The following is a 26,667-nucleotide window of genomic DNA, read 5'->3' as shown; positions in this document are numbered from 1 at the left end:
GAAGCGGTTTTTGTAATTCGTATGACCACTCCTTACAAAAACCGCTATACCCTGCTTATCTACAATTTTATTTAATATACCGCTGTAGTTGCTCCAACAGATCTTCCCCGCGCAAGTTTTTGGCGATTATTTTCCCTGAAGGATCTACTAAAACATTCTGCGGGATCGCTGTAATACCATACTTTACCGCGAGATCGCTTTTAAAGCCCTTCAGATCACTGACTTGTTTCCAAGGCATCCCGTCTTGCTCAACTGCATGCAGCCAACCTTTCTTTCCTTCATCCAGGGAAACACCTACGATCGTAAAGTTTTTGTCTTTCAAATGTTGATAGGCTTTCAATAAGTTCGGATTCTCGGCACGGCAAGGCTTGCACCAGCTTGCCCAGAAATCTACCAGGACGTATTGTCCCCTCAGTGACGAAAGCGTAAACTCCTTACCCTCAACATCAGTTTGGGTGAAGTCAATCGACTTCCCGATGAACAATTGCTTGGCTTTTTCATATTTCGCCGCTAACTTTTTACCATTGAAACTTTCCAATAAGGCCGGGTTCAATGATTTGTAGATGGGATCAAATTTTTCAGGCTCGATTACACTTGTTTTATTATAGTATACCAAATCTAACGATACGTAAGAGTCGGGATGATTATAAATAAAAGCATCCAATGTTGAATCCATCTTGTGCATCACGGGCGGCGCTGTTTGTTTCAACTTCTGCAACGTGGCGCTATCTTTTGCCCGGGATGCCGTATTATACTCATCCACGATGGCCCGCCATTGTTTCATCAAGGGATCCATCTGGGTATTATATGCTTTGAAATCTTCTTGTACCGGTGTACCCTTGATGTCAGCGCCGGAAATATGACCGGTACCTTTCACGGTATAATTACCTTTTGCGAGGTAAAAGTCCTGGCCATCGTAGGTTCTGCGCCGGGTCGTATCACGTTTTACCGGTTCTAACGAGAGGTAGGCTTTGTTTCCGTAAGCCGTAAAACCTTCAAATGAGAACCGCCCTTTTTTTAATAAGCAGGTGTCATTGACCTTTTCTCCATTACTATCTAAGTAATCCAACACGACCATCTTGTTGCCCTCGATACCGGAGATTTTCCCGGAGATTTTGAACTTATCCTGGGCCATTACCAAACCGGGCAACAATAGTAATAATCCCCACCAACTTTTATTATTCATCATTAATATTTTATTTTCATTATTGTCCGACTAAATTTTAACCGGGGAGCACTTGTGATCCCTCAATAGTTGGATTCAATGTTCTTCTGCCCGTTTCTTGTACTTTTTTGCTTGCTCAAAAAAGGGCACAAATTGGCCATCACGGCCGCCAATTTGATCGCTCGATCCAGCTTTTGTACTACTGTAACGCCCAGCTACCGTTCGCTATTAAAAGTGCGAAGTTCCACGGTTTTGTTGGCGGGGCTGAATAGATCATCTTTCGCTTATATCCTCGGCTAGAAAAGGATTTCAAGTACTTTTGAAGCAATTTTAGTCGGACAACAATATTTTATTTTATATACTTCTTTACCTGTTCCGTCAAGTTTTCGCCACGCAAGTTTTTAGCAACAACTTTTCCATCCGGATCTACTAAAACATTCTGCGGGATGGCCGAGATGCCATAATCTACGGCGATACCGGTTTTAAACCCTGTCATATTACATACTTGTTTCCATGGTAAACCATCTTGCTTTACTGCATACAACCAACCTGCTTTACTTTCATCTAACGAAACGCTGACGATCGTAAAGTTTTGATCTTTCAGGTCTTGGTAAGCTTTCAACAAGTTGGGGTTTTCCGCGCGGCAAGGTTTACACCAGCTTGCCCAGAAATCCACCAAAACATATTGCCCCCTGAGCGATGATAATTTAAATGGCTTCCCCTCTTCATCCATCTGGGTAAAATCCACGGTTTTACCGGCAAACAATTGCTTGGCGTTGTCGTATGTTGTTACCAATTTTTTCCCGGTGAAACTTTGCAGTAAGGCGGGGTTCAACGCATTGAATAGCGGATCAAAAGTTGCTGGTTCGATGGTTCCCGTCCGGTAGAAATACACCAAATCCACCGACAGGTAAGAATCCGGATGACTGTAAATGAACCCGTTCATCGTATCATCCAGTTTCTGTCTCAATCCGGGCGCTTCCTTTCTCAACTTCTGAATGGTTAGGCTGTCCTTTTCTTTAACAGCTTCGCTATACTCATCCGTTAACTTAATCCAGGCATTGGTAACCGGGTCCATCTTGGAACGGTACTCTTTAAATTCTTCCTGAACTTGAGTCCCGCTGATCTCAGCCGCGGACATTTTGCCATCCGAACCAGTAACTGTATAGTTTCCCTTGGCGAGATAAAATTCTTTTACATCGTAAACTCTACGCCGGGTAGTATCCCGCTTTAGCGGTTCTAAGGCAAGATGCGCCCTGTTGGCATAGGCAGTAAAACCATTAAAGGAAAATTTGCCACCGTGTAACAGGCTCGTATCGCGCATTTCCTTGCCATGATTATCAAGGTAACTTAAGACGACCATCTTTTGTCCTTCTACGCTACTGATATTTCCAGAAATCGTGAATTTATCTTGGGCTATTGCCATTGTTGGAAACAATAGCAATATGCTCCACCATTTTTTCAGTCTCATAAGTAATATTTAATAATTGGTTTCTTAAAAGTTTGGATTTTCCGCTAATATCTTCGGTGGAATATCGAACACGAAATCTTCCGGGTTATCAAAATTGATTGTTTGCGAAATTTCTCCCGCTTCCGAATACACGTAATGTTGAAAATTCTTATTACCGAATAAAGGATCCACAGATAAACGGCGCATATCGAACCAGCGGTAACCTTGCGTTGCAAATTCACGGATCCTTTCATCCATGATAAATTGTAACAGGGGGATCTTCGATGTAGCAATATTTGTAGGCACCATGGCTTTATCTGCCGGCATACGGTGTTTCCTGAAAAACTCCAAGTCGGCAACCGCACCTTGAAGATCATCTAAGCGGGCTTTCACCTCCGCCCTCAACAGGTATAATTCACCTACGCGAACGCCGATAGAAGTAGTGAAGGTATTCGCCCTTTTATATAAAGTAAGTCCGTTTGGATAAGTGTTCGTGATATACCATTTTTGCAATCTCAGGTCCGTTGAATCATACAAAGCAGCCACTTCCGGTTTTAACCAAAGTACACGGTTCGAGGTTCCGGTATAAGAGTTAAAAACTGTTTTGGCATAAACATTTTCGTAATCATTGACTACTGTCGGAAAGCCTTGAAACTCCGTATTAAAATCAACCAGTTTCGTCGTCGTCGTCGATGCATCAATATCATCTAATGCTTCATTTAGCACTGGCAAAGCATCCGGATAACGACCCATGAAAACATACACCTTTGCTAAAACTCCTTTTGCCGCGGCTTTAGACATCCTGATTCTATGCCAGGGCCCTACTGAAGATAAATTTGGGATAGCTGTTTGCAGGTCGCTGACAATGTGTTCATACACCGCTTGCACGGAAGCACGGGTAAAATTCTTCGTGTTGATATCCGCCTTGGTAATGATCGGGAATCCCGGATCTGTAGCCGCAGTTGCAGGATCATAAGGTTTGCCGTAATAATTGATCAGCAAGAAGTTTGTCCAGGCACGACCGGCATAAGCTTCGGCTTGCAAAGATTTCTTAGCGGCCTCGGTGCCATTAGTAGCATCCATTACTTCTGCGATGATCTTATTATACACGTATAATCCTTTAACCGGTGCAAGCGTTTCCTTGGCATCTTCATCCGCCCCGTAAACATCAGATTTCCATTGAAACAATTGTTTATCCCTGAAAGAAGCACCGGTCCAGATCGGCTCTATGGAAACCAGCTCATCTCCCATGGGAATAGAGCCATCAGCACCGATGTTAATCAGGTCAAGGTTATTTAACAGTAGGTCATAGTCAGAAGTTTTCGAAGCGATGACCTTTCCTTTAGGCTTTACCTCCAAGAATGATTTTTTACAGGATACGGCTAATGCCAATAGGGCAATCATACCGATCCAGCTACCTGTATGTTTATATATTTTCAGCATCGTAACATTTTTTATTATTAGAAACTAACATGGGCGCCTAATGTCAATGAATTTTGCTCACTAGGCAGTACTAAGCCTTGGAATTCGGGATCTATGCCCTGGTGATTCGCTTTCCAGATCATGACATTCGAAACTTGCGCGCGGAATGTAATACCATCTACTTTTACCCTGCTGAGCAGGCGCTTCGGCAAATCGTAGAACAAGGTGATATCCCTTAATTTAATAAAAGATGCATCCAGCACGTTCCTACTACCCTTCCTGAAATAATCGTAGTTCGCGAAACCGGAATTAGGGTTGGCATTCGTTATATAGGGCGGGATATCAGTCACCAATTCATCTCCTTTTTGCTGCCATCTTTCCAGGAAATCAACAGAAACATTTCTTTGGAATTGTCCGCCGAATGTGAGGTTACGCTCCCACCGCATTTTGTGTCCCATGTTATAAATCATATTTGCAGACAAGCGGAAATTTTTATAGCGGAAGTTGTTCATGAAACCGCCATTCCAAATGGGTTGCGTAGAACCCATGTATAATAGATCTTCAGGAGTTGTGATTAGCCTGTCTGTAGTAATTGTACCATCGGCCAACTCCACCAATGGAGCGCCCGTCTCGTCCAAGCCTGCATAGTTATAGGCAAAAAGTGTAAACGCGGGATAACCTTCTTTCACGATGGCATTCACCTGCTGGGCCCCCGTTGTAAAGGGCGCACCGGAAGTCAGCTTAATAATCTTGTTCTTATTGTATGCAAATACCAAGTTGGTACTCCAGCTAAAATCCCGGGTTCTGACATTCACCGAAGTCAGGCTTAGTTCGATCCCCCTATTGGAAAGGCTCCCCTGGTTGCCCACTACGGCTGGCCATCCCGTTAAGCTGTTCGGATAAATTAAACCGAGTAAGTTATCCGTTTTCTTATAATACAGATCCACACTTCCGCTCAAACGGCTGTCCAGGACCGCGAAATCAATACCCAGGTTGGTAGTCTTAGTACTTTCCCAGGATAATTGACCATTTCCCGGGGTCGTAATCCTCATCCCAATATTGCTGGGAAAGAAGGCGCTCCCGGAAGGACTGGTAATATCCTGCGAAGCGGCTACCCCCGGGTTCGGGGAGTTGCCCGTGATACCGTACGTCAACCGTAAAGACAAGCGATCTACCCAGGTAACCGGCTGCATAAATGCTTCGTTATAGGCATTCCACCTAATACCGGCGCTCCAAACCGGTTTATTTTGAGCAGCCTTATCTTTACCGAATAAGTTACTTTGATCAATACGCCAACTACCATTAATAGCATACCTACGGTCAAATGTATAAGACATATTAGCGTAGTATGATGTAAAGCGGGAAATCACTTCTGATGAGCGGAAATTATCATTAGACATGGTGCTTCCGTAGATGCTGTAGTTAGGCCAAACGGTGTTCAGGATCAAGCCTGTCAAGGTGTTATAATCAACGGAACCGTAAGTCAGCAAGTCTTCATCAAAACCGCGGACTACCGTTGTTTGGGAGGTAGACATCTGTTCTTGCGCTTCCTGCCCGGCCAACAATTTTAGTTCATGTTTATCCCAAGTATTATCATATACCAATTGATTCCGGATTGTCCAATTGCGTTGATCCGCGTTGCCCGTGGTTAACCTGCCACCATTGGTTGGCAAATAATATTTCGGAGTCGTGTTAGGATCGGGCGCCACGGTAAAAGTCACTATTTCCTTACGAACAGCAAAGCTCTGCAAGCTTTCGAACTGCCTTTGCTTATTATTCCCCTTGATATAACCATAATTGCCTTCAAACCTCAATCCTTTAGCAATGTCCAAGGTAGCTCCCGCATTAATCCTGGCCATCAATTGATCGTTCTTGGTATAACCATAATTAAACTCGTCCAAGGGATTATAATCCAGGCTGATGCGGCTACGCGCTTCCAAGGAAGCCAGGGTAGAATCAGACAATCCCGTCAAAAACGGAAGGGAAAGATTATTGCCATCAGCATCCCTGAACAGTTGGTAAGGGTAGAAATAATAATCTATATCCCTATTCCTTTTAGAAGAAGCGCTGTTGGTAGATAAATCGGTAATGACATGGAACCGTAAAAACTTGGCCGCCTTGATATCCTGGCGGAGATTTACCTTGTAAGTATTGTTTTTATCCCCCGGCTGATTACTTACATTATTTGTATAACTCAATGATCCGTAGAATGAATAGTTTTCACTACCGCCCGATAAAGAAATGGTATGATTCGTTAACAAGGCATTCCTATAAAACAGGTCGTTGATCTGCCCGTGGTTACTAATAGCAGCTAAGCTGTCCAGGCTTTTTTGCGCTTGTTCGGCAGAAATGAGTCCCCGTTGTTGATTGTATAAAATTAATTCGTGGGGTGCAATGCCGCTACCTCCGCCGCCGATAACCGATACCTGCGACCATGGGTATTGCTCGGCATAACCCGGCGTATTAAAAACATCCACCGCCGCATCGATATATTGGCGGGAATTGAGCATATCAAGATATCCCAGGTCCGGTTTGCCCTTGAAGCTAACGAAACCATCGTAGTTCACGCGCAACTTACTATTGAACGTTCCTTTTTTGGTGGTGATCACGATGACCCCGTTGGCTGCGCGGGAGCCCCAAATGGAGGCCGCGGTAGCATCTTTTAACACGGTGATATCCTTGACATCTTGCGGATTAATGGCAGAGATATCTTCCATCACCAAGCCATCAACTACGAAGAGCGGTTGGGGACTGGTGCCGCTATAATAACCGACGCCGTTAAGATCCGGCGCCCCGATCGTAGCCAAACCGCGGATCAGGAATTGGTTCTTGTTGGGAGCGTTATTGACCACCAAGCCTGGAATCAAGCCGTCCAGGCTCTGGATGATATTCATGGAAGTGGAGCGGTTGGCGACCACATCCATATCGGCCTGGGCAAAAGAGCCGGCGCTTCTTTCACGGGCCAGGGTTTGGTAACCCGTGTTCACGGTGACATTAATTTCATCGAGATCCGAAATCCTGCTTTTCGCTTTCAATACCCCGAGGTTTGCCCTGTTCTTTACAGCAACTTCCAGGCGATGGATTCCTAGTGCGGAAATGATCAAGGTGGCGTTCTGATCAATACTTTCCAGGTGGAAAACACCGAGGCTGTCGGTTGTCGTACCGGTATTGGTACCCTTTACGATCACCGTTGCCATGACAACGGGCTTCCCTTGATCATCCACGACCTTGCCGGTAACATCAATGGGTTGAGCCAGCAATACTTTATCTAAAGTAGATGAGAGGATACTTTTATTATCCTTGGCTATCACGATGGTTTTATCCTCGATAGCATAAGTAAATGGTTGGTTTTTGAAACATAAGTTCAGGAAAGTTGCCAAGGGCAAATTTTTTACATCGATAGATATAGGTTTTGCTCCAACAATTTGGCGGTAATCGTAAAAGACCACGTAACCGGTTTGTTTTTCTACCGCGGAGAAAGCGGTTTCCAGGGAAACATTTTTCCCGGAGAAAGTAATGGTTTGGGACCAGGCTCTAGCGTTGACGTGCAATGCGAATACCAGGAGCACAAAAGTCGTTAACTTCATAACCCGAAGCATTTTGGCGATAAAAGGCATAATTTTGTCTCTCAATTTTGGTTCTAAAATGGTTGCTATCCCGCCCAGCAGGATCAGCAGTCAAATTTGATGGGGCCACTGTTTCGCCTGCAACGCGGAACGGTGGCTTTTTACATCCCAAGTAAACCAAAGAGTTACAAAATCGTATTTAGTACTAACTAGGTACTAAATTTTTATTAAGTTTTCATTGTTGTTCGACTAAAAATGCTTTAAAGGTACTTGAATTCCTTACCTGGTCAAGGATATAAGCGAAGGATGATACATTCCCCCCCCGCCAAGAGAACCGCGGAACTTCGCACTGTTGATAGCGAAGGGTAGCTGGGCCATACAGTAGTAGAAAGACCGGATCGAGCGATCAAATTGCTTCCCGGTTAAAATTTAGTCGGACAATAATATTAAGTTTTTATAAAAAAGGGAGCTAAAGGATAAATGTTAGGCTAAATGAGCAGTTGGACATTGAATAGAACTTTCGAAGGGAGATGATAATTATTGAAAATTTAGTCGGGCAATAATAACAAAATATATAAATAATAATTAACATGAAGTCGTGGGGAAGCCATATGATTATAGCTTCGATGATTCATTTGCATTTTTGATTAACTGAAGGAATTGAAGTACTTGTCTATTAATAAATATACCTGACGAATCTCAAATCCCATATATACTCCCTGGTAGAGTTGCCATGAGATTGTACATATTGCCAAGAGCGACAAGGAACTTTGATTTTATCATCCCTTTAAAGCAAGAGAATATTAGCCAATTTATTGAACATTTCCAAGATGCCAAAAACCCATTATAAAAATATTTATATGCACATGCCATCAAAAGGGTGATATAGTCTTACCTATTTGAATATCTTTACATAAGCCATTCTTTCCAATAAGAGCGTAAGCAACACAGGTTAACTTATACATAGCACAATATTTCATCAAACTACAAAAGTCAATATTATTTGTCTATGAAAAAAATGAGCAGCACTAAGAAAATATTGATCATATTATTACTGGTCTTTATCGTTATACAAGTTATCAGGCCCGGCAAAAACGAAGGACAAGCAATGGGAACGGAAGATATTACTTCCGTGGTCCAGGTTCCGGATAGTATAATGGTTATCCTGAAAGCATCCTGTTACGACTGTCATTCCGATCATAGCGAATATCCCTGGTTCGACCAGGTAACCCCGGTCAATTGGTGGGTTAACCACCATATAAATGAAGGGAAATCCGAATTGAATTTTACCCACTTCGGTACCTATTCAGCCAAAAAGATGCATCATAAGTTGGATGAGATAGCCGAAACGGTTGAAAAAGGGGAAATGCCCCTTCCTTCTTACCTGTGGATGCACGGCGAAGCCAAGTTAAGTCCCGCTCAAAGAGAAGCCATCATCAATTGGGCTAAATCGGCTCAAGGTTCGCTGCAACTTCAGCAACCTTAAACGGGAGATAGATCTCCCCCGGAACAGTTATTAAAAACGGGATAAAAAACAAGGCAAACAATTATAAACCGTTTGCCCGGCGAGGTGCAATTTGATATTTTTACAAAAGTTAAGCAAAAGCCACTAATTTGTCCCCATGTAGCCCTTTCGATCGTCATAAAGATGAACAAAACTTTTTAAAATGAAAGAATTTGCATTGATCTTCAGGCTAAAAGACATCGATGATTTCAGGCCTTCCCCCGAACAAATGCAGGAGCGGATGAATTGGCTAGCCAACATTGCCGCCCAAAACAAGCTGGTAGATAAAGGCAATACCCTGATTCCCGCCGCGGGTAGCGCCAAAGTTGTCGGGAAGGATAAAATGGTAACCGATGGACCGTATACTGAAATCAAGGAGTTCATCAGCGGTTATATTGTTATCAGGGCAGAAAACATAGAAGAAGCCGTTGAACTCGCCAAGGGAAATCCCATTTACAAGGTCGGCGGAAATATCGAGATCCGGGAAATACTTAAACGCGATTAACATTGGCCCAAAACCCGGCATATAAAGAATTGTTACCGCATTTATTCCGGCAGGAATATGCTAAAATGACGGCAGTATTGTGCCGTCATTTTGGTTTAAAACATATAGAGATAGCCGAAGATATTGCCAGTGATACCTTCTTAAAGGCTTCTGAGCAATGGGCCATAGACGGCATTCCCAGCAACCCGGTAGCATGGTTATACACGGTAGCTAAAAATAAAGCCAAAGATTATTTCAAGCATGAAAGTATTTTTGAATCGAAGGTTAAGAACGGGTTAACTCCCGGCACTTATTCGTACGAAACTGGTTTTGAATTTAACCACCAAATTATTGCAGATAGTCAATTGGCCATGATCTTCGCAGTATGCAATCCCGCCAACACGCCGGAAAGTCAAATCTGCCTGGCCCTACAAATACTCTGCGGTTTTAGCGTTGAAGAAATCGCCAATGCTTTCCTAAGCAATAACGAAACGATTAAGAAACGCTTGTACCGCGCCAGGGCTAATCTTCGCAACAATAATTTCCAAATACATAATCTAGGCGGAGCAGACATTGAAGAACGTTTAGAAGTCGTGCTTAAGACATTATATTTATTGTTTAACGAAGGTTATTATTCGAAATCCGGCAACCAGGTTATCCGCGGGGAGCTATGCTCCGAGGCAATCCGCTTGGCGGTATTTTTGAGTGGAAACCCGCTAACTTTGAATACCAAGGTACAGGCGCTAATTGCCTTGATGTATTATCAAAGTTCCAGGTTATCGGCAAGAACCGGCGAACATGGCGAAGTCATATTATTTGATAACCAAGATCGACGCCAGTGGGATTCATCACTCATTGCACAGGGCCATTACTACCTGGTTAATGCATGCACAGGCGAGCAAATCTCAAAATATCATTTAGAAGCGGGCATCGCCTATTGGCATACCACCCCGGCTGATCAAAATAAGTGGCCACACATCCTGCAATTATATAATCAACTGATCCTCGTTGAATATTCACCAATCACTGCACTGAACCGGCTATTCGCCTATGCTAAAGTGTACGGAGCAGCAAGAACGATCCCGGAAGCGGAGCAATTACAATTAACGGATATCCATTATTACCACGAGTTACTAGGCTACCTCTATACAGAAATTGACACCTTCAAAGCGATTGAACATTATGAAAATGCTATCCAGCTAACGAAATCTCCGGTGGAAAGGGAGATGATTTTAAAGGAGCTGGGGAGGTTAAGGGAGGAAAAGATATAAAGCGGGTCCTGGTTACTACAAGTAAATTAAACTGATTCACATACATCAAATACATTCGTTTCCTTATGTATCGATTCCCAATTTCGACTTTAGTACGAAATAACAATCTTTTTTCTCGTCATATTTCACTCAAACTTGTTTCTCACGAATATTTATTTTAGTTTTGTAACTAAACTATTTAGTGAATGAACAAAAAAACTAAAGAGGAATTCCGGTCTGCGAGCCGTGGTTATTCGGATGCATCGATTTTTATGCATGAAGCTATTGCCCGGAAAGCAGGATTAACAGGTGCAGATCACAAGTACCTGGGACTGATCTTACAACATGAAAAGCTGACTGCCGGGGAACTTTCAAAACTCACGGGGTTAACGAAAGGGGCAGTAACGGGATTAATTGACCGGCTATTGGAAAAAAAACTCGTAGAAAGACAATTCGTTGAAAATGACCGGAGGAAAGTAATCATAGTACCCAATGTAGAGAATAGTATGAAGCTTTTGCAACCGTTTTTTACAGAACTGCAAGAAAAGACGGCCAAGCTCCTAAAGACTTTCTCCGAAACCGAAATACAGGCGATACAACGTTATTTTGTTGAAGCAACCAACATAATGAAAGCCACGACCGAAAAATTAAATAACAGCTAAATTTATAAAAATGCAACAGGTTACAACGAATTACTTAACGAAAGCAGAAATATGGCTCGGCCTCTCCATACTACTCTATTTCTTAATGAATGGTGCGCAAATCTTCGAAACATTTGTTTTCGTGCCTAAGTGGGTAGCTTCCCCTCCCCATAATTTCAACCTCTTGGTAGACGGGCAAGGCGCCAGTTTAAAGTTCTTTTGGATCATCATGCATTCATTACATGAAATTACCTTTATCCTGGCAATTATTTTCTGTTGGAAAATTGCCATGGTTAGAAATTGGCTGTTGATCTTATTCGCGATCCACTTTGCAGTGCGCGTTTGGACCCTTTCCTATTTTGCACCCAATATTATCGCGTTCCAGGGAATGGCAGAAAATCCTTCCTTAGCGAAAGACCTGGTAAGCAGCACCAAGTTATGGCAAACGCTGAACTACATTAGGGTCGCCATTTTTATTGCTGTTTCATTGGGTTTAATCCCGGTATGGTTGAAGTTGGTAGGGTTGAGAGGATGATAAATTCAAAACGTAGCCAATCAAGATTTTTTCCATGGTCAATTATGTTGAATTCCCACGCAAATCCTTGGTATGTGACCCGAAGATTTAGAAAATCTTCCATCTTGAGCATTCATCATTACAATAGTACAACGTTATTTAAAACATTGTCTTCGTTATAGAAGTCATGCTAATATTCACCAAATCTCCGTATATATCCGCAGTCAATAAAATTATTTGTACAGCTTTAAAGGAAGGGAACGATCTCTCTTTTTGTAACTATAAATTTACCAAGTAAAGTCAATGTTATTAGCATTGGCTTTTTTTGTATTTTAGTATTCCGACTTTAGCTTTTGTCAATAATTAAACACGTAAAACTTTATCCAACCTGAAAGTGCTGCGACATTCGTAATAACTCTATGCTTAATTAACCTTTTGAAAAATAAAATGATGACATTCAAAAAAAGGATCTATTTATTTTTTGTATTCATATTATGTATATCAAATGCTGTGGCACAGGTTAAAAATAATATGTTAGACAGCCTTACGGCAGATTTAGCCAGAGGAAAATATAACAACATTGATGGCATTATCTTATCTCAAAACGGAAGTATTTTTTACGAAAAATATTTTAACAATTACCATAAAGACAGTTTACATGATAGCCGTTCTGCATTTAAGTCAATAACGAGCTTGCTTATTGGGATAGCTATTGACAAAGGTTATATAAAAAGTGTCCGGGAAAAAGTATACCCTTTTTTCAATAATTATAAACCTTCGGGGAATTGGGATGAAAGGAAAAATAGCATGACCCTTCAACATTTATTGGAAATGAAATCTGGCTATGACTGTGAAGAATGGAATGGAAGTAAGGATTGTGAAAGCGAAATGGAAAACGCTAAGGATTGGATTCAATTCTCATTGGATTTGCCCTTAGCGGAACGTCCGGGGCAAAAATGGTCATACGCTTCTTCTAATGCGATGATTTTGGGTGGAGTTTTATCAAAATCGTCAAAAATGACGGTTACTGAATTCGCAAATAAATTCTTGTTTCAACCTTTAGACATTCAAAACTATCGTTGGACAAAAGACCCATCCGGACAAGAAATGACAGCAGGGTCATTTTACGTATTACCAAAAGATTTTCTTAAGATCGGAGAGCTAGTATTAAATAAGGGTACATACAAAAATCAAGCTATAGTTTCTAGCACCTGGATTACCCAATCTACAAAACCTATAACCGAGATTGAAGGCTTTTCTAATGTCAAAATCTCGAAAACAAATTTAGCCATCCCCCAACCAACATATTATGGTTATGGATGGTATAATGAGAAGATAAAAACTGATAAATACAATTACGATCTGATTTTTGCCTCAGGGAACGGTGGACAATACATAATGATCCTTCAAGAATTAAACCTGGTAGCGGTATTCACCGGCAATAGTTACAACTCATCAAAATCCAAATTACCTTTCGAGGTGCTGATAAAATATATTTTACCGTATCTACGACAAAATTAGTTTAAAAGACATCGTACAAAATCGTTGCAACAACCGGACGTAAAAAATGTCCGACAACATTAAATCGTTATCTTTGTGACGGCTAAGGAGTTCAGTTTGAACCTTCGGCCTCCCAAGCACCCACACGGGTGCTTTTTTTGTGACCAGCTTGTTTCTAGTATTAAAATATCCAATTGTCCGTCCAGTCGATCATTAGGCACTCCCCCCGATTTTTAAGTTTACACACTTATTGAAATAGTCCCCCATCGAGCTGCGGTCTAAAATACAAAGCTTCCTTTGGCTTATCTAACCTGGTAAAACCGTAGAGGTGCTGCTCAAGCTGGCAAAAGTCTTTAATGTCAGCGTAGATTTCCTCTTCGGAGAAGCTGAGCTGGCTAACTATTAATATTTTATAATTTTAGAAATTTGCTTAATGCTTTAAGTACTGAGGCACTTAATTCGACTTTTCTATAAATCTCCACCCATTTTCTAATATGAGCACGTTTCTAAATGGAATGTCAACCCATACTTTCACTCTAGGCAATTCTAGAAATACTGCAATCAAAATTAGCTTTCAATTTTGCCAACTTATTTACTATCAACTTATTTAAATGAAAACCGGGATTATTATCATCTATATATTCAACCTCAACATGTATGTTCAAGTTGTTGAATAAAACCAGGGGCTCAGATTCCGAATAAAAAATTAAGAATACCCTATTGATAAAATGTTCTATAAGAAATTCAACATTTCCTTCACATGGTAAATATTCTTCCGAATATTCATAAAACACATTTTGCTCTTTATAAAGAGTTTCTTTTAAAAACTCTTTTGAGGCTGTCTTTTGCAGCAAATCAACATTTATTCTGAAACGATCTTTAGACCCTAAAAAAATTTTATTTTCTTCAGCAACCCTTATTGCAATAATAGTTTTCTGCATGTTTTCTTAAATTAAATACTATCCGATCTAAAATAAAGATCCACATCAATTTCAGCACCTGTATTAGTCAAAAGATTAAATTCGTCTCTAGAAAATTGAAATCTCGCTTTATCATATTTAACAAAATATCCAGTTACAAAAAAAACAATATTAGCATACTTTTTAAGTTCTTTAAACCTATCCTCTCTTGTTCTTATAATACGGCTGATAAAATCCTTGGTATGATAAATATCATGGTCAATGTATTCTTCTCTATACTCCCAAAAATCATGATTCCACATCTTTCTTAAATGACCATTTTGGGTATTTAAAGTATATAAATCCCCCTTTCTATGGCTATAAGTTGGCTGAATATTTAGTAGAGCAGACACCTCTTCCATTGCAAGACTGCTTGATGTAATCTTAATTGCCAATGATATTTTACTCATGAAACTATAAGTCTTTAATATTATATTCTGTTTATCCCCCTGGTGCATTAGGGTTATTTATGGGTTTTATAAAAATATCACCAGTTTGTTCTTCAATAAATAAATCAACTTTTCCGGCATTATTACCGGACATCGTTTTCAACTTTTCAATAAACTTTTCCTCTCCTTCTCCATATTTATCAACTAACAACATTATCTGCCTATCTGTCAATTTTAAAAATGTGATTTTTTATTATCTCCAACTGCACCGTTATCATTATCTCTCTTTCTTCTTAATATTTCATCTTGATACAAATAATCTTGTACTACTGCTGTTCCATCCTTAATCCTTGCTTCTACTTCTTTATAATAAAAATTTGGCAACTTTGATGGATCATCGGTAACTAATATTAAAGGATCATCAGATGCAATTATAGGATGCTTCTTTGAAGATGAACCAGCATCATCATAATTGGCAGGGGCAAATACCAGGCAGGTAAACAATAGAAAAGGAGATTGGGTAACTGCGCGTACCGCAACTGTTTTAATTAATGCCTTTGTTGCCTCTCTTCTCAAAGTACTTCTCCCTAACCTTTCAACCTCTTCTAGAAGCTCCTTAGCTTCCTTTGTATTCAAGGTAGGGATTAATTTGAGGATATATGGTTTATTCGTTGCCGATAATTTTTCAGCCCCTTCCAGATCTATATTCCTAATAGGTTCATTTTCAGCAAAAGAATAACTACTATTCCACGGATATTCCCTCGTCAACGGATCCACGCTCAAAAACCGCCCTAACCTCGGATCATACACCCGCATCCCGTAATCCTGCTGGTTTCCTTCTCCCTTCACCTCGTTATCATTCTCCTGCCCATTAAACCCTTACCGATACCCTCCACCGTTAAACACCCCCCCGGCATCTGTATACCGAAAGGGTAATAATCCACCGCGCACTATAACACAAACCAAAGCTGGCTTTAAAAGCAAAACATTATACTGACTGAAAATGTAACCTTGGGGGAACTATATTTTCTTCAAAAATCTCCACAAATTAATCAACAAACAAACCCAATTTCTCGATCTTTGGCCACAGTGAACTTTCAATCTTCTTATTAGATATAAAATACATGTAATAGTCGTAACCAAATTCCACTCTACTCTTCTTATCTAATGACACTAATTCGCACCATATATACGCCCTTAGGTTCATTCTCACAATCATGGACAACTTGTCTAAAGAGTAAACTTGTTCATTAATAGCTTCTTCATAATTTTTAATATCTTCGCTTGCTAAATTTTCAATTCCATATTTTTCCAATTTTAACACCAGAAATTGGGTAATTCCTAATTCCTTAAAAAACAAATCAACAGCATTTATATATGCTCCTTCAACTTTCAAATATTCTTCTATACTTAGTACATTACCCCCTATATTTTCCCCAACATCAGTATAAGATGTCCATTCATCCTTGAGAAATCTCCCGGAAGTATCTCTATAGATTGGATTATATTTTGTTATTCTTTTTTCAGTAATAAATAATTTTTCAGGCATAATTTTAATTACCAATTTTATTTAAATCAGAATCATAAGTCTCATCTCTATGTTTTTTATTTTTACCAACATCATTTGGATTATCATATACTTTCCAAACCCCTCCATTATGCCCATCTTTATCAGGAGTAATCCACCGTTTGCCATCCGAATATACTTTCTGTTCATGAGAAACCAGATTAGTTTTTTTAAACCCTTTAGGTAGTTTTATAACTATTTTTTTAGCATTTGAACCAATCCCTTGTATAAATTGGACTATTTCATTCTCCTCCTTACCACTTAAATTACCTTTCTTCCTCTTTTTGATTTCATCCTGATATTGATAGTCTTGAGGAATTGCAGTACCATTATTAATCCTAGCGTCAACTTCCTTTAAATAAAAATCTGGTATTGCTACCCTGTAAATGCAGAAAGCCTACAGTTGCAACGGCTTCACTAACATTTTAGACACTATTTCACAAACAAAAACTTTCGGTATTTCTCTATTTCATTCTTCTCTTCTGCCACTTTTACTGTTGTTCTTTCACAAACATCTGTGTATAAAAAGGTTTTTACTTTAGGCCCTTCATTAAAATATCTTTTTCTTTTGTTTGCATATACAACATAACTCTTCCCGATTTCAAATTTATATCCACAATCACCGCTACCAACTCCCGTAGTAATTTCTATAGCACTCGTTTTAACTTTTCCTTTGTACCGTTTTTCTATCGTGAATGTGAACCTGTAGAAGTAATGATTAATATTTGTTTCTGTACCTGAAAGATTTTGTGTTATAGTGATTTTTTCCATAGATATCACTTTACCAATAAATACTATGTCGTTTTTTTTGAGAGCCTTTTTTACACTCATTTCACCTACACAACTACAAGCCCAAGTGCTACTATGAGCAAACAGCAAAAGTATTCCAAACATGAGACCTATTTGTCTATTCATTATCTTTTTTGTTAATGGTTGACTTTCTGTTAAATTAATTTTTCCGACTTAAAAAACGCTGCCATATCCGATTTAAACCGCTCCTTTTCAAAATCTTTTACTTTCTTGGGCAAGGCATCTAAATTGGATAAAGAGTTTAGAATTTCTTGGGCTAATATCTTTCTGCTTTCTGTTTCAGAAGCTGAAACAAACTCTTTAAATCGCTCACCTGTAACTTTTATACTGTAATGAAATTGCTTTTCTATTTCCATTTTATCTCCTGAAAATTTATTAATCAAAGCTTTATATTCAGTATATTTTGGTTTAAAATCTTTATGTAAATGCTCATACCCTTTTGGGGGATTGACTATGTACAAACTGACTAAGTATTGATAAATATCATTGCCGTATTTACGGTCTTTGATATAGCTATTTATCTGTCCAAAAAAATCATTTATGAGAAGCGACTTCTTTTGGGCTTCACTTTCTCCCATTGAGTGAGAATCTATCGTAAGTGCTAAAGAAAACTCCATCTTATCTAAATATTTTATTTCCTGGTGGCAAATGTCCATTTTGCAAGAAGTAACCGTAAATCTTGGTTTTCTCCATTACTTTTATTTGAACCTGATTGCCAAAAAACTCATCAAACTGTTGAACGCCCATACCATTTTTAAAAGATTCGGAATACCTTGTTGCAGGATTAATTGTTTCCCCATATTTCCATACATCACCTACACCTAAATTCATTGTTCCACTTCCACAAGTATAACAAGTATAAGGGCCTGTTGCTGTTGCCCTTAAAGAATATTGCACACCTTGTGGCCCTCCTGCACGTCTCATTATGCCTTCTATTTCGCCCTCCATCTTAGCAACATAATAAGCGGCTATACCGCCTGCAACCGCATAAGCTGCCCATTTCGGCCAGGCTGCATCCGTTGGTTCTGGTATTGCTGCATCTGTTGATATAAATCCTATAACTCCTGCAGAAGCTGTATAATTTCCTCTAACACCTGCAATTTGGCTTTGAGCATTTGCCATTGCTTGGGTTGGGTTTGTATATGCTAATGAATTTTGAGCTAAATCAGGTGACGAGAATATTTGTCCATTACTCTTAAAAAAGCCATAATCACCCAATTCAATATTTGCACCATTTGACGCAGTGTACGTATATCCGTTTGGTCTATAAGTCGCTCCTTCTCCATATAGAGCTGTTGCATCTGCCTGATTGGCTACCCTGTTATCATACATCATTTTACCGTCTTTCTCAATCCAATCTTCTGGGGCCATTCCTGTCGGGTCGGTAAATCGTAACGGATTATTATTGAACGCAGCATATGGTGACATATGAGGAAAGGAACTTGCTAATGGGTCAACAGATAAAAATTTTCCAATTCTGGGATCATATATCCTGAACCCATAATCGTATTGGTTTCCCACTCCCTTCACCTCATTATCATTCTCTTTCCCATTAAACCCATAACGATACCCACCACCGTTAAACACCCTTCCCGGCATCTGCATACCGAAAGGATAATAATCCACCGCGCTCAACAAATCTACATCATAATACGCAACCGTCATACCATCATTTTCATAAACCGGGATGCGCTTATCGCTGATCGTGGCCAGCACGTTGCCCAGGTGGTTCGTCAGCTCGTAGGTGCGGCGGCCTTCGGAGAGCCAGCTCGTGTCGATATCGAAGGTCGTACTTAGGTCCAAGCGGGGGTTCCACAGGCCGAGGCGGCTGCTGCCGTAGAGGTGCTGCTCCGCCCAGCGCGGCCCGCTGCTGCCGCTCTCCTGCTCGTACACGGCCAGCACATTGCCCGATGGCTCCCGGAGGTACCAGGTCGTCTTCGTGGCCTCGCCCGGCGGCGTGAAGGCTTTCGATACCCGCTGGCCACCGGCATCGTAGCCGTAATCGAGGATGCCGCCACCCGATTTCGTGATCTTCCCGATCTTGCCGTACACCGTCCAGCTGATCTTGTCGATGCCGCCGGAAAAATCCTTGACGAGGTTGCCCACGCGGTCGTAGGCATAGTTCTCCGGCACCTGCGTCTCGATATCGCCGCCGTAGGCGGCATCGTTCACCGCGTCCTCGACGTAGTTCAGGCGGTTGTCCAGGAGGCGGCCGTCCATGCCGCGGTTGTAGCGGTAAGAGAGGCGGTCCATCTCCGTGCCGTTGCCGCGGAAGCGGCGGTAAGTAAGGATGTTGCCGTTCGCATCGTAGGCGATATCCTCGGCGTAGGATTGCCCGGGCGAGAGCGCGTGCCAGGTCGTGGCTCCCGGCGACAGTGACCGTTGCCGCATCGATACCAGGCGGTTGAGCTGGTCGTAACCGTACAGGTTGCCCACCGTGGCGCCGTTGCCGATTCCCTTGATCGCAACGTTCATCCGCGAGATGTTCCCGTTGAACAGGTCACGGCCGATCGTATCGGCGCCGTTGACCTGGAAATGCAAGGGGAAGGCCCCCGCGTTATTACCCCCGATCGGCAGGTAATCCCCAGCGTAATAATCCAGCGCGTAGGCGTACGCATCGCGGGCCACCGTGGCCATCGGGCTACCGGGCTGCCCGTCGCCCCCCATCTCGGAAGATGCGTCCAGGTAATGGCCGTTCACACCTTTCAGCCATCCCTGCAAGGTGTAGGCATAATCGACACCCTGCACCTTGTTATCCCCCAACTCCAGGCGTGCCAGCGGCCCGTGCAAGTAATAGCGGTACTCGGCATCCGTTTTAGGGCTGTTGATCTTGTAACCGTCGAAGTTAGCGTGGACGCCGCTGGTCGCTTTCACCAGGCGGTTTTCCGCGTCGTACTCGTAATTGTACAGGAAATGATCCTTGGCGGAACTGTAGCTTAAGAGGACTATTCAAACCCTAAGAATTGTTTAGCAAACTCAAATAAATACTAAAATAGCAAACCCGGCCTTTGTACCGGGTTTTGTAAAAGATTAAATTTTATTAAAAAATCAACTTGTTTTAGTCCAAAAAGGTTTAAACATAATAGTTACGAGCTTTTTCATAAAGGTAATGTACCCTCAACTTTTTACGCTTCCAACCTCATTACTAAGTCGAGTAAGCAACACTGTCCAAATTATTGGAGCAATTAAAAACAAATACAACAACCAAAATACATTCCCAACCGCACTCAAATGCGTTACATAAGTGCCTAGTTCAGTAAACACATATATTCCGTAAGTAAGCAAAAATGTTAAAAGATAGCTTAAAAAAAATATCAAAACTTTACTGTATCCTTTACTAAAGGATAATTTATTAACCAGTATTATAACAATAGGTATCCAGACTAAAATTGGTAAAAAATACATGTATTGCTTATTTTAGTTTTCCCCTTCCCCCTCTCCTCGCTCTAGATCGGGAGCAGGCTTTTTATCAAAATTCAATTTATTCCAAGCACTTATCGTTGTCTCATTCCACGCTCCTTTTTCGCCCCCAAGCCACATCTTTCCAGTAAAATTACCTTTTGCATCTAGTTCAAATCTGAAAGATAGCGAACGCCTATAATCATATGAAGGGTTTAAGAGCTCCTTACCTAACTGCAACCTATCCGGCGCTGAATAAGTATGTAAAAAAACTTTCATTCCTGCTTCATCTTGTATAAAGCTTTCATAAGCAGGAAAAGCCTTACCTTTTACATTTCCAGCCACTTCCAATAATGTGGGTGTTACTACCGTAAACTTAAGCTCTATTTTCCAATCTATATCTGGCGCTACGCTTACTAAAGGATCTGACCCTTCGACCTGTTGTATTAAATTATTATTCTTAAAACTTTCTTTACCACTTGGTTTCGCAAATGCACTGTTTCTCTTGCCTTCCAACAAAATTTTTATAGCCAGTGGTTATACTAGCAAAGTGACCTTCTTCACTAACGCCATCTGTTCCTAAAGTAAACTTTGCCATGGAGTGCAAACGTGCCGTAGCTTTCATCACATCCCATCGAGAACCTGACTCAAACAAGGAAAAACCACGATCATCACCTTTAAAGCTTTTCTTAAATGTACCAAATGCATCTCCAAATCGTCTCCAGGGAGCAAATGATCTCTGAGTAACTTTAAACGCCTCCAACCCGTCTAAATCAACAGCCCAAATAGGCATATTAGTAGCGAACTGACAGGGTGTTAATTCAGGATATTGCTTAGTTATCGGATCCACGGATAAAAACCGCCCCAACCTCGGATCATACACCCGCATCCCGTAATCCTGCTGGCTCCCTTCTCCCTTCACCTCGTTATCATTCTCTTTCCCATTAAACCCATACCGATACCCACCACCGTTAAACACCCTACCCGGCATCTGCATACCGAAAGGGTAATAATCCACCGCGCTCAACAAATCTACATCATAATACGCAACCGTCGTACCATCATTTTCATAAACCGGGATGCGTTTATCGCTGATCGTGGCCAGCACGTTGCCCAGGTGGTTCGTCAGCTCGTAGGTGCGGCGGCCTTCGGAGAGCCAGCTCGTGTCGATATCGAAAGTCGTACTTAGGTCCAAGCCGGGGTTCCACAAGCCGAGGCGGCGGCTGCCGTAGAGGTGCTGATCCGACCAACGTGGGCCACCGTGGCCATCGGGCTACAGGTTTGGCCATTGTCTCCAACCTCAGAGGACGCCTTCAGGTAATGCCCGTTTACACCTTTCAGCCATCCCTGGAAGGTGTAGGCATAATCGCCCCCCTGTAGCTACCCATTGAGAGAAAACGAACAGGCTGACCTTTTTAAAGATTCCGCTATGCTCAAACGGTTTCAGGATATTGTAACGCTCCCCGAAAAGGAAAAGGAATGCCTGCTCACTACCGTTGACCACTTTATCAAAGCAAGTAAAATTTATCTGCAAAAATACTGCCCCTGTAAATGCAGAAAGCCGCTACAAGTGCAGCGGCTTATACAGTTCATTACAATCCCTAAAAAGTATCAGATAAAATTTCATACTATTGATAGCCTGTTACAAAATGCCAGAACTAAAAAGGCGTTCTCTCATAAATGATAAAACCCGGTCGTTAAACCGGGCTTTATCATTTTTTACCACTAAACAATTATTTTATTTTCTTTAAATAATCTTCTCTAATAGAGTCTGCACGATAAATGTATGAGTAATGATCAGAAACATAAATATAAAATTGATAATAAAATTCATTAACACTATCTACTGTCTTTTTGTCTAAGGTAGCCATATACCCATTACCATAAAGTGCTTCAATATAATGAATTTTAAAATACCTGTTCTCTAGTATAAATTTGCTGTCACATATAACCCGGGCATTATAATAATCAATATGAGCATGATTAGTCTCCATACACTTACAATATTTCTCCGCCACAGCAGCTCCGTCAAAGGAAGATTCTTTACATCCAATAACAAACAAAAAAGAAACTAACAAAATAACTTTAGTTCTAATTACTTTCATATCATTTACCATTAAGGTGATTCTTTATCATTATTTCCAGTTACAGTCCTATCTCCTGTCTGTCCTGTAGGAACCGGCGCCTTTTTCACACTATTATAGTAGTTATAAAAATTAGGAACGGTAGACATCCCAAAAGTAGTTGGTGTTCCCTTAAGCTTTCCAAATACCCCTTTAAGGATATCCATGTCTCTACGCTGTAGTTGAGCATCAGCAACCCTTGGATGTCTATAGCTAAATCTAGTACCAAAAGCATTGGCTTCAAATTCTGCCTCAGCTTCATTACTATAATCATCATCTCGCTGTCGTCCATTATTACCCCCCCATAATGTGCTGATTCATGCATAATAGTAGTCGTAACTATAAACATTGTCTCTGCAATTGCATCTTCATCGCCTTTCTTAACGGCAGTTTCCAAATTCTCAATCAGGCCATATCCTATAAATAGATTCTCAGGAAAGTAATTTCCATCAAATTCTCCTCCACCATCACCTGAAAAAACCTTATTTATTATAGGAATTCTATCTGTCTTTGCCTCTGACTCTGGTCGGGTAGGGCTTATCCATGGTCCATTACCATAAGTCACCATTTCATCAAAAGCTTTCCCTCCTGCCTCAATATCCTTATATCCAGAAGATTTTATCCAGGCATCTCTTACTGCGGGATTATCTTTAAGCAACGGCAGATAATATTTTATGATTTTAGCTAAAGTCGGATAACGTTTTGCAAAGAAGGGTGATATTTTAAACATCCCATTATAATCTACGTATGACACGGGGTTATTTCCTGCAAATCCGTATGGAGATTCTTCCAGAAACTTTCTCTCAAAGGGATCTGTAGATAAGAACCTTCCCAATCTCGGATCATAAATTCTCGCACCGAAGTCTAAACTATTCCCATCTCCCTTTACCTCGTTATCATTCTCCTGCCCATTAAACCCATACCGATACCCAACACCGTTAAACACCCTACCCGGCATCTGCATACCGAAAGGGTAATAATCCACCGCGCTCAACAAATCTACATCATAATACGCAACCGTCATACCATCATTTTCATAAACCGGGATGCGTTTATCGCTGATCGTGGCCAGCACGTTGCCCAGGTGGTTCGTCAGCTCGTAGGTGCGGCGGCCTTCGGAGAGCCAGCTCGTGTCGATATCGAAGGTCGTACTTAGGTCCAAGCCGGGGTTCCACAGGCCGAGGCGGTTGCTGCCGTAGAGGTGCTGCTCCGCCCAGCGCGGCCCGATGGCTCCCGGAGGTACCAGGTCGTCTTCGTGGCCTCGCCCGGCGGCGTGAAGGCTTTCGATACCCGCTGGCCACCGGCGGCGTAGCCGTAATCGAGGATGCCGCCACCCGATTTCGTGATCTTCCCGATCTTGCCGTACACCATCCAGCTGATCTTGTCGATGCCGCCGGAAAAATCCTTGACGAGGTTGCCCACGCGGTCGTAGGCATAGGCATCGCGGGCCACCGTGCCCATCACTCCTCATCTCGGAAGACGCCTTCAGGTAATGCCCGTTTACATCTTCAGCTAACCCTGCAAGGTGTAGGCATAAACGATCCTCTTGTAGCTACCTGTTAAGAGAAAACGAACAGGCTGACCTTTTTAAAGACACCGCTATGGTCAAACGGTTCCGGGTAATTCTCAATATCTTTCTCGATCTGTATTGGATCTCATTGAAATGACAATAGAATCACACATCATGCTACAGCGCAAGCAGAAAAATATCTCCCGGCTTGGCAAACGCATCAGCACCTCCGTAGATATCATCGGGCGCTATGAACGCGATGCCATGATGCCTTTTATCGAGGTCATTATTAAAATTGCGGATATACTGGATATCTCTATAGACTACCTGGTGGGCAAAACAAACCTGGTACTAGATCAGGCTACGCTTAAAAGACTGGAGGATATTAATGCGCTGGCACCGGATGCTAAAATTTATATCCTCGAACATATTGATATGACGATCAGGGATTTTAAAAATAAAACGGCTTACAGTAGGTAAGAACGCAGTATATTAACAGCATTCTTACTTACTATTAGTTATAATCATTCCACATTAAAGAAAAGTAAATTTGCACTGCTATCCAATACGCATGTATTAATGTCGCACATTTTTGAGATAAACCTCGCTAACCATAGAGAAAGATCATGCATTTGCCCAAGAGATAACTCATCACTACTCAACTCTGTCTGCATTTCGATTACATAGCCGTAGCCAGGTATTATACTAGCTTCATTTAACCAAATCTCAAAACCTAATGCCTCACATGAACCGGTAAGCTCATATGGAGGCTCTTCTCTAAATTTAACCGTAAAATTAGATAACAGTAACCCTTTACTAAGCACCTTTGATAGCCCTTCGAGGTTATCCTCATACTTCATAAACACTTTGGCTTGAGCTCCAAATATTTTACTCATACAATACTCTTTCTTCGATGGTTTAAATTTTATAGAGAATCCTTCTTTGTTAGGCTTTACTCCTTCAAATCCTGGAGTTTCACTTCATATCTTCCTAAATTCTGGATCCGCCCTAAGATTAGATCCATATTTTTCATACAAAATATCACTCTCAATCCAGAAATCAATATCAAATTTATTTAAGTCAACAGCTTGTCCAAAGGAAGCCTTATTGGGATTTCCAACCTTACCTGTTTTGAAAGATCCGGTATATCCGGATTTTAAATTAGGATCGTCTTTCAAATATTTTGGCAATAATTTCTGATTAACTAATTCCTCAAATGAACTCTGAAGGTTAAACAAACGCGTTTCAGCGACATCTACTACAGCCGCACTTAGTTGTGCCGTTTTAGGTGCAGTTACAAGCTTTGTACCTAACCAAATTTGCACCACAGCCTCATAAGACGACATGTTAGTTGCAGCCTCACCCAAATCAGAAAGCCGCTGTTTTAGTGGTGTCTTCGTAAAATACCTGGTAGCATCTTCCTGTGCTACCATAAAGTTATCAATCAAATCCTTTCCGGATACATGGTTGTATTCCCCTTTAAACAATCCAACACCAAAATTCCACACACTTTTTTCTGCCTCCATAAAACCGCCACCAGTGCTATTCCAGCACAGGGCAATAACATTATGAAGGGCATTCCCAATTCCATCTATTACAGTCGGAGCTTTTAGTACCGGTTTGTAATCTAACGTATACTGCGTAGAAACCTTTTCTTCCGCACCGTCTAGGTCTACTGCCCAAATCGGCTTATTCCCCGCGAACTGATAAGGCGTGTACCAAGGGAAGGACTTAATTAACGGGTCAACACTCAGGAACTTAGCAATACGTGGATCATAGACTCTTAGTCCATAATCCTGCTGATTCCCATCGCCTTTAACTTCATCATCATTCTCCTTCCCATTAAACCCATAACGATACCCACCACCGTTAAACAGCCTACCCGGCATCTGCATACCGAAAGGGTAATAATCCACCGCGCTCAACAAATCTACATCATAATACGCAACCGTCATACCATCATTTTCATAAACCGGGATGCGTTTATCGCTGATCGTGGCCAGCACGTTGCCCAGGTGGTTCGTCAGCTCGTAGGTGCGGCGGCCTTCGGAGAGCCAGCTCGTGTCGATATCGAAAGTCGTACTTAGGTCCAAGCCGGGGTTCCACAGGCCGAGGCTGCTGCTGCTGTAGAGGTGCTGATCCGCCCAGCGCGGCCCGATGGCTCCCGGAGGTACCAGGTCGTCTTCGTGGCCTCGCCCGGCGGCGTGAAGGCTTTCGATACCCGCTGGCCACCGGCATCGTAGCCGTAATCGAGGATGCCGCCACCCTGGAACAGATCCAGTTCATCAACGAACTGGACAAGGAAGTAGAAACCTTTCTCCTTAAACTCATGGAAACATTCGTCTCAAAAAAGCGCTTCAAAGATTACCTGCAAAAAATATTACTGCCCTGTAAATACAGAAAGCCGCTGATTA

General features: G+C 41.6%; 26 protein-coding genes and 1 pseudogene. 7 read left to right on the top strand and 20 right to left on the bottom strand.

Annotated elements, in window-relative coordinates:
- Positions 1–67: 67 nt before the first annotated feature.
- The 4 genes from COR50_RS14300 to COR50_RS14285 form a co-directional block, all read right to left on the bottom strand.
- Complete coding sequence (locus COR50_RS14300; protein WP_198405654.1) at positions 68–1,189, bottom strand: TlpA disulfide reductase family protein; 1,122 nt, start codon at positions 1,187–1,189, stop codon at positions 68–70.
- Between the two features lie 325 nt (positions 1,190–1,514).
- Complete coding sequence (locus COR50_RS14295) at positions 1,515–2,636, bottom strand: TlpA disulfide reductase family protein (RefSeq protein ID WP_098194612.1); 1,122 nt, start codon at positions 2,634–2,636, stop codon at positions 1,515–1,517.
- Positions 2,637–2,660: 24 nt separating this feature from the next.
- Positions 2,661–4,058 (bottom strand): RagB/SusD family nutrient uptake outer membrane protein, encoded by a 1,398-nt coding sequence (locus COR50_RS14290; protein ID WP_098194611.1) that lies wholly within the window; start codon positions 4,056–4,058, stop codon positions 2,661–2,663.
- Positions 4,059–4,075: 17 nt separating this feature from the next.
- Positions 4,076–7,624, bottom strand: coding sequence for a SusC/RagA family TonB-linked outer membrane protein (locus COR50_RS14285; protein WP_157760874.1), 3,549 nt, complete (start codon positions 7,622–7,624; stop codon positions 4,076–4,078).
- Between the two features lie 988 nt (positions 7,625–8,612).
- Between COR50_RS14285 and COR50_RS14280 the strand changes: the two genes are divergently transcribed.
- From COR50_RS14280 to COR50_RS14255, 6 genes are all read left to right on the top strand, one after another.
- A complete protein-coding gene (locus COR50_RS14280) occupies positions 8,613–9,089 on the top strand; it encodes a heme-binding domain-containing protein (RefSeq protein WP_232516174.1) in 477 nt (158 codons plus the stop codon).
- Between the two features lie 181 nt (positions 9,090–9,270).
- On the top strand, positions 9,271–9,612 hold the full coding sequence (locus tag COR50_RS14275; protein WP_098194609.1) for a YciI family protein: 342 nt from the start codon (positions 9,271–9,273) through the stop codon (positions 9,610–9,612).
- A 2-nt stretch (positions 9,613–9,614) separates the two neighbouring features.
- The gene (locus tag COR50_RS14270; RefSeq protein ID WP_232516173.1) at positions 9,615–10,862 is read left to right on the top strand and encodes an RNA polymerase sigma factor; all 1,248 of its coding nucleotides are present in this window, start codon (positions 9,615–9,617) and stop codon (positions 10,860–10,862) included.
- Between the two features lie 185 nt (positions 10,863–11,047).
- On the top strand, positions 11,048–11,503 hold the full coding sequence (locus COR50_RS14265) for a MarR family winged helix-turn-helix transcriptional regulator (protein ID WP_098194608.1): 456 nt from the start codon (positions 11,048–11,050) through the stop codon (positions 11,501–11,503).
- 10 nt (positions 11,504–11,513) lie between these two features.
- Positions 11,514–12,017 (top strand): transposase, encoded by a 504-nt coding sequence (locus COR50_RS14260; protein WP_098194607.1) that lies wholly within the window; start codon positions 11,514–11,516, stop codon positions 12,015–12,017.
- 489 nt (positions 12,018–12,506) lie between these two features.
- The gene (locus tag COR50_RS14255; protein ID WP_157760872.1) at positions 12,507–13,517 is read left to right on the top strand and encodes a serine hydrolase domain-containing protein; all 1,011 of its coding nucleotides are present in this window, start codon (positions 12,507–12,509) and stop codon (positions 13,515–13,517) included.
- Between the two features lie 515 nt (positions 13,518–14,032).
- Here COR50_RS14255 and COR50_RS14250 read toward each other — a convergent pair.
- From COR50_RS14250 to COR50_RS22460, 14 genes and pseudogenes are all read right to left on the bottom strand, one after another.
- Positions 14,033–14,437 (bottom strand): hypothetical protein, encoded by a 405-nt coding sequence (locus COR50_RS14250; protein WP_098194578.1) that lies wholly within the window; start codon positions 14,435–14,437, stop codon positions 14,033–14,035.
- 11 nt (positions 14,438–14,448) lie between these two features.
- Positions 14,449–14,865 (bottom strand): DUF4279 domain-containing protein, encoded by a 417-nt coding sequence (locus tag COR50_RS14245; RefSeq protein ID WP_157760849.1) that lies wholly within the window; start codon positions 14,863–14,865, stop codon positions 14,449–14,451.
- A gap of 31 nt (positions 14,866–14,896) precedes the next feature.
- Positions 14,897–15,076: a hypothetical protein gene (locus tag COR50_RS22340; protein ID WP_157760870.1), complete on the bottom strand. Its 180-nt coding sequence runs from the start codon at positions 15,074–15,076 to the stop codon at positions 14,897–14,899.
- 2 nt (positions 15,077–15,078) lie between these two features.
- A pseudogene (locus COR50_RS14240) lies at positions 15,079–15,711 on the bottom strand (RHS repeat-associated core domain-containing protein); the annotation flags it as partial.
- Positions 15,712–15,892: 181 nt separating this feature from the next.
- Positions 15,893–16,393 carry a hypothetical protein gene (locus COR50_RS14235; RefSeq protein ID WP_098194604.1) on the bottom strand — a complete coding sequence of 167 codons (501 nt, stop codon included), beginning with the start codon at positions 16,391–16,393 and terminating at the stop codon, positions 15,893–15,895.
- A 4-nt stretch (positions 16,394–16,397) separates the two neighbouring features.
- Positions 16,398–16,604: a toxin C-terminal domain-containing protein gene (locus COR50_RS22770; RefSeq protein ID WP_157761075.1), complete on the bottom strand. Its 207-nt coding sequence runs from the start codon at positions 16,602–16,604 to the stop codon at positions 16,398–16,400.
- Positions 16,605–16,843: 239 nt separating this feature from the next.
- The gene (locus COR50_RS14225; RefSeq protein WP_157760868.1) at positions 16,844–17,305 is read right to left on the bottom strand and encodes a hypothetical protein; all 462 of its coding nucleotides are present in this window, start codon (positions 17,303–17,305) and stop codon (positions 16,844–16,846) included.
- 50 nt (positions 17,306–17,355) lie between these two features.
- Positions 17,356–17,838 (bottom strand): hypothetical protein, encoded by a 483-nt coding sequence (locus COR50_RS14220; protein ID WP_098194602.1) that lies wholly within the window; start codon positions 17,836–17,838, stop codon positions 17,356–17,358.
- A gap of 1 nt (position 17,839) precedes the next feature.
- On the bottom strand, positions 17,840–20,095 hold the full coding sequence (locus COR50_RS14215; protein WP_098194601.1) for an RHS repeat domain-containing protein: 2,256 nt from the start codon (positions 20,093–20,095) through the stop codon (positions 17,840–17,842).
- Between the two features lie 543 nt (positions 20,096–20,638).
- Positions 20,639–21,136, bottom strand: coding sequence for a hypothetical protein (locus COR50_RS14205; RefSeq protein WP_098194600.1), 498 nt, complete (start codon positions 21,134–21,136; stop codon positions 20,639–20,641).
- Positions 21,093–21,815 carry an RHS repeat domain-containing protein gene (locus COR50_RS14200; RefSeq protein WP_157760866.1) on the bottom strand — a complete coding sequence of 241 codons (723 nt, stop codon included), beginning with the start codon at positions 21,813–21,815 and terminating at the stop codon, positions 21,093–21,095. The genes COR50_RS14205 and COR50_RS14200 overlap by 44 nt, the downstream gene beginning before the upstream one ends.
- Before the next feature lie 538 nt (positions 21,816–22,353).
- On the bottom strand, positions 22,354–22,725 hold the full coding sequence (locus COR50_RS14190) for a hypothetical protein (protein WP_157760864.1): 372 nt from the start codon (positions 22,723–22,725) through the stop codon (positions 22,354–22,356).
- An 85-nt stretch (positions 22,726–22,810) separates the two neighbouring features.
- A complete protein-coding gene (locus COR50_RS14185) occupies positions 22,811–23,767 on the bottom strand; it encodes an RHS repeat domain-containing protein (protein WP_198405653.1) in 957 nt (318 codons plus the stop codon).
- A 128-nt stretch (positions 23,768–23,895) separates the two neighbouring features.
- A complete protein-coding gene (locus COR50_RS22460) occupies positions 23,896–24,204 on the bottom strand; it encodes a hypothetical protein (protein WP_198405652.1) in 309 nt (102 codons plus the stop codon).
- A gap of 223 nt (positions 24,205–24,427) precedes the next feature.
- Here COR50_RS22460 and COR50_RS14180 point away from each other — a divergent pair, with 223 nt between their 5' ends.
- Positions 24,428–24,733 carry a helix-turn-helix domain-containing protein gene (locus COR50_RS14180; protein WP_157760862.1) on the top strand — a complete coding sequence of 102 codons (306 nt, stop codon included), beginning with the start codon at positions 24,428–24,430 and terminating at the stop codon, positions 24,731–24,733.
- A gap of 44 nt (positions 24,734–24,777) precedes the next feature.
- Here the strand turns inward: COR50_RS14180 and COR50_RS14175 are convergent, their stop codons facing one another.
- Together COR50_RS14175 and COR50_RS14170 are read right to left on the bottom strand one after the other, a co-directional pair.
- Entirely contained in the window at positions 24,778–25,149 is a 372-nt protein-coding gene (locus COR50_RS14175; protein WP_098194595.1) for a hypothetical protein, read from the bottom strand.
- A gap of 84 nt (positions 25,150–25,233) precedes the next feature.
- Entirely contained in the window at positions 25,234–26,346 is a 1,113-nt protein-coding gene (locus COR50_RS14170) for an RHS repeat domain-containing protein (protein ID WP_098194594.1), read from the bottom strand.
- Positions 26,347–26,667: the final 321 nt, after the last annotated feature.

The sequence above is a fragment of the Chitinophaga caeni genome, from assembly GCF_002557795.1.
Classification (GTDB): domain Bacteria; phylum Bacteroidota; class Bacteroidia; order Chitinophagales; family Chitinophagaceae; genus Chitinophaga; species Chitinophaga caeni.
Note: the sequence above shows the minus strand (reverse complement) of the source record. Positions and strands in the feature narration are given on the sequence as shown.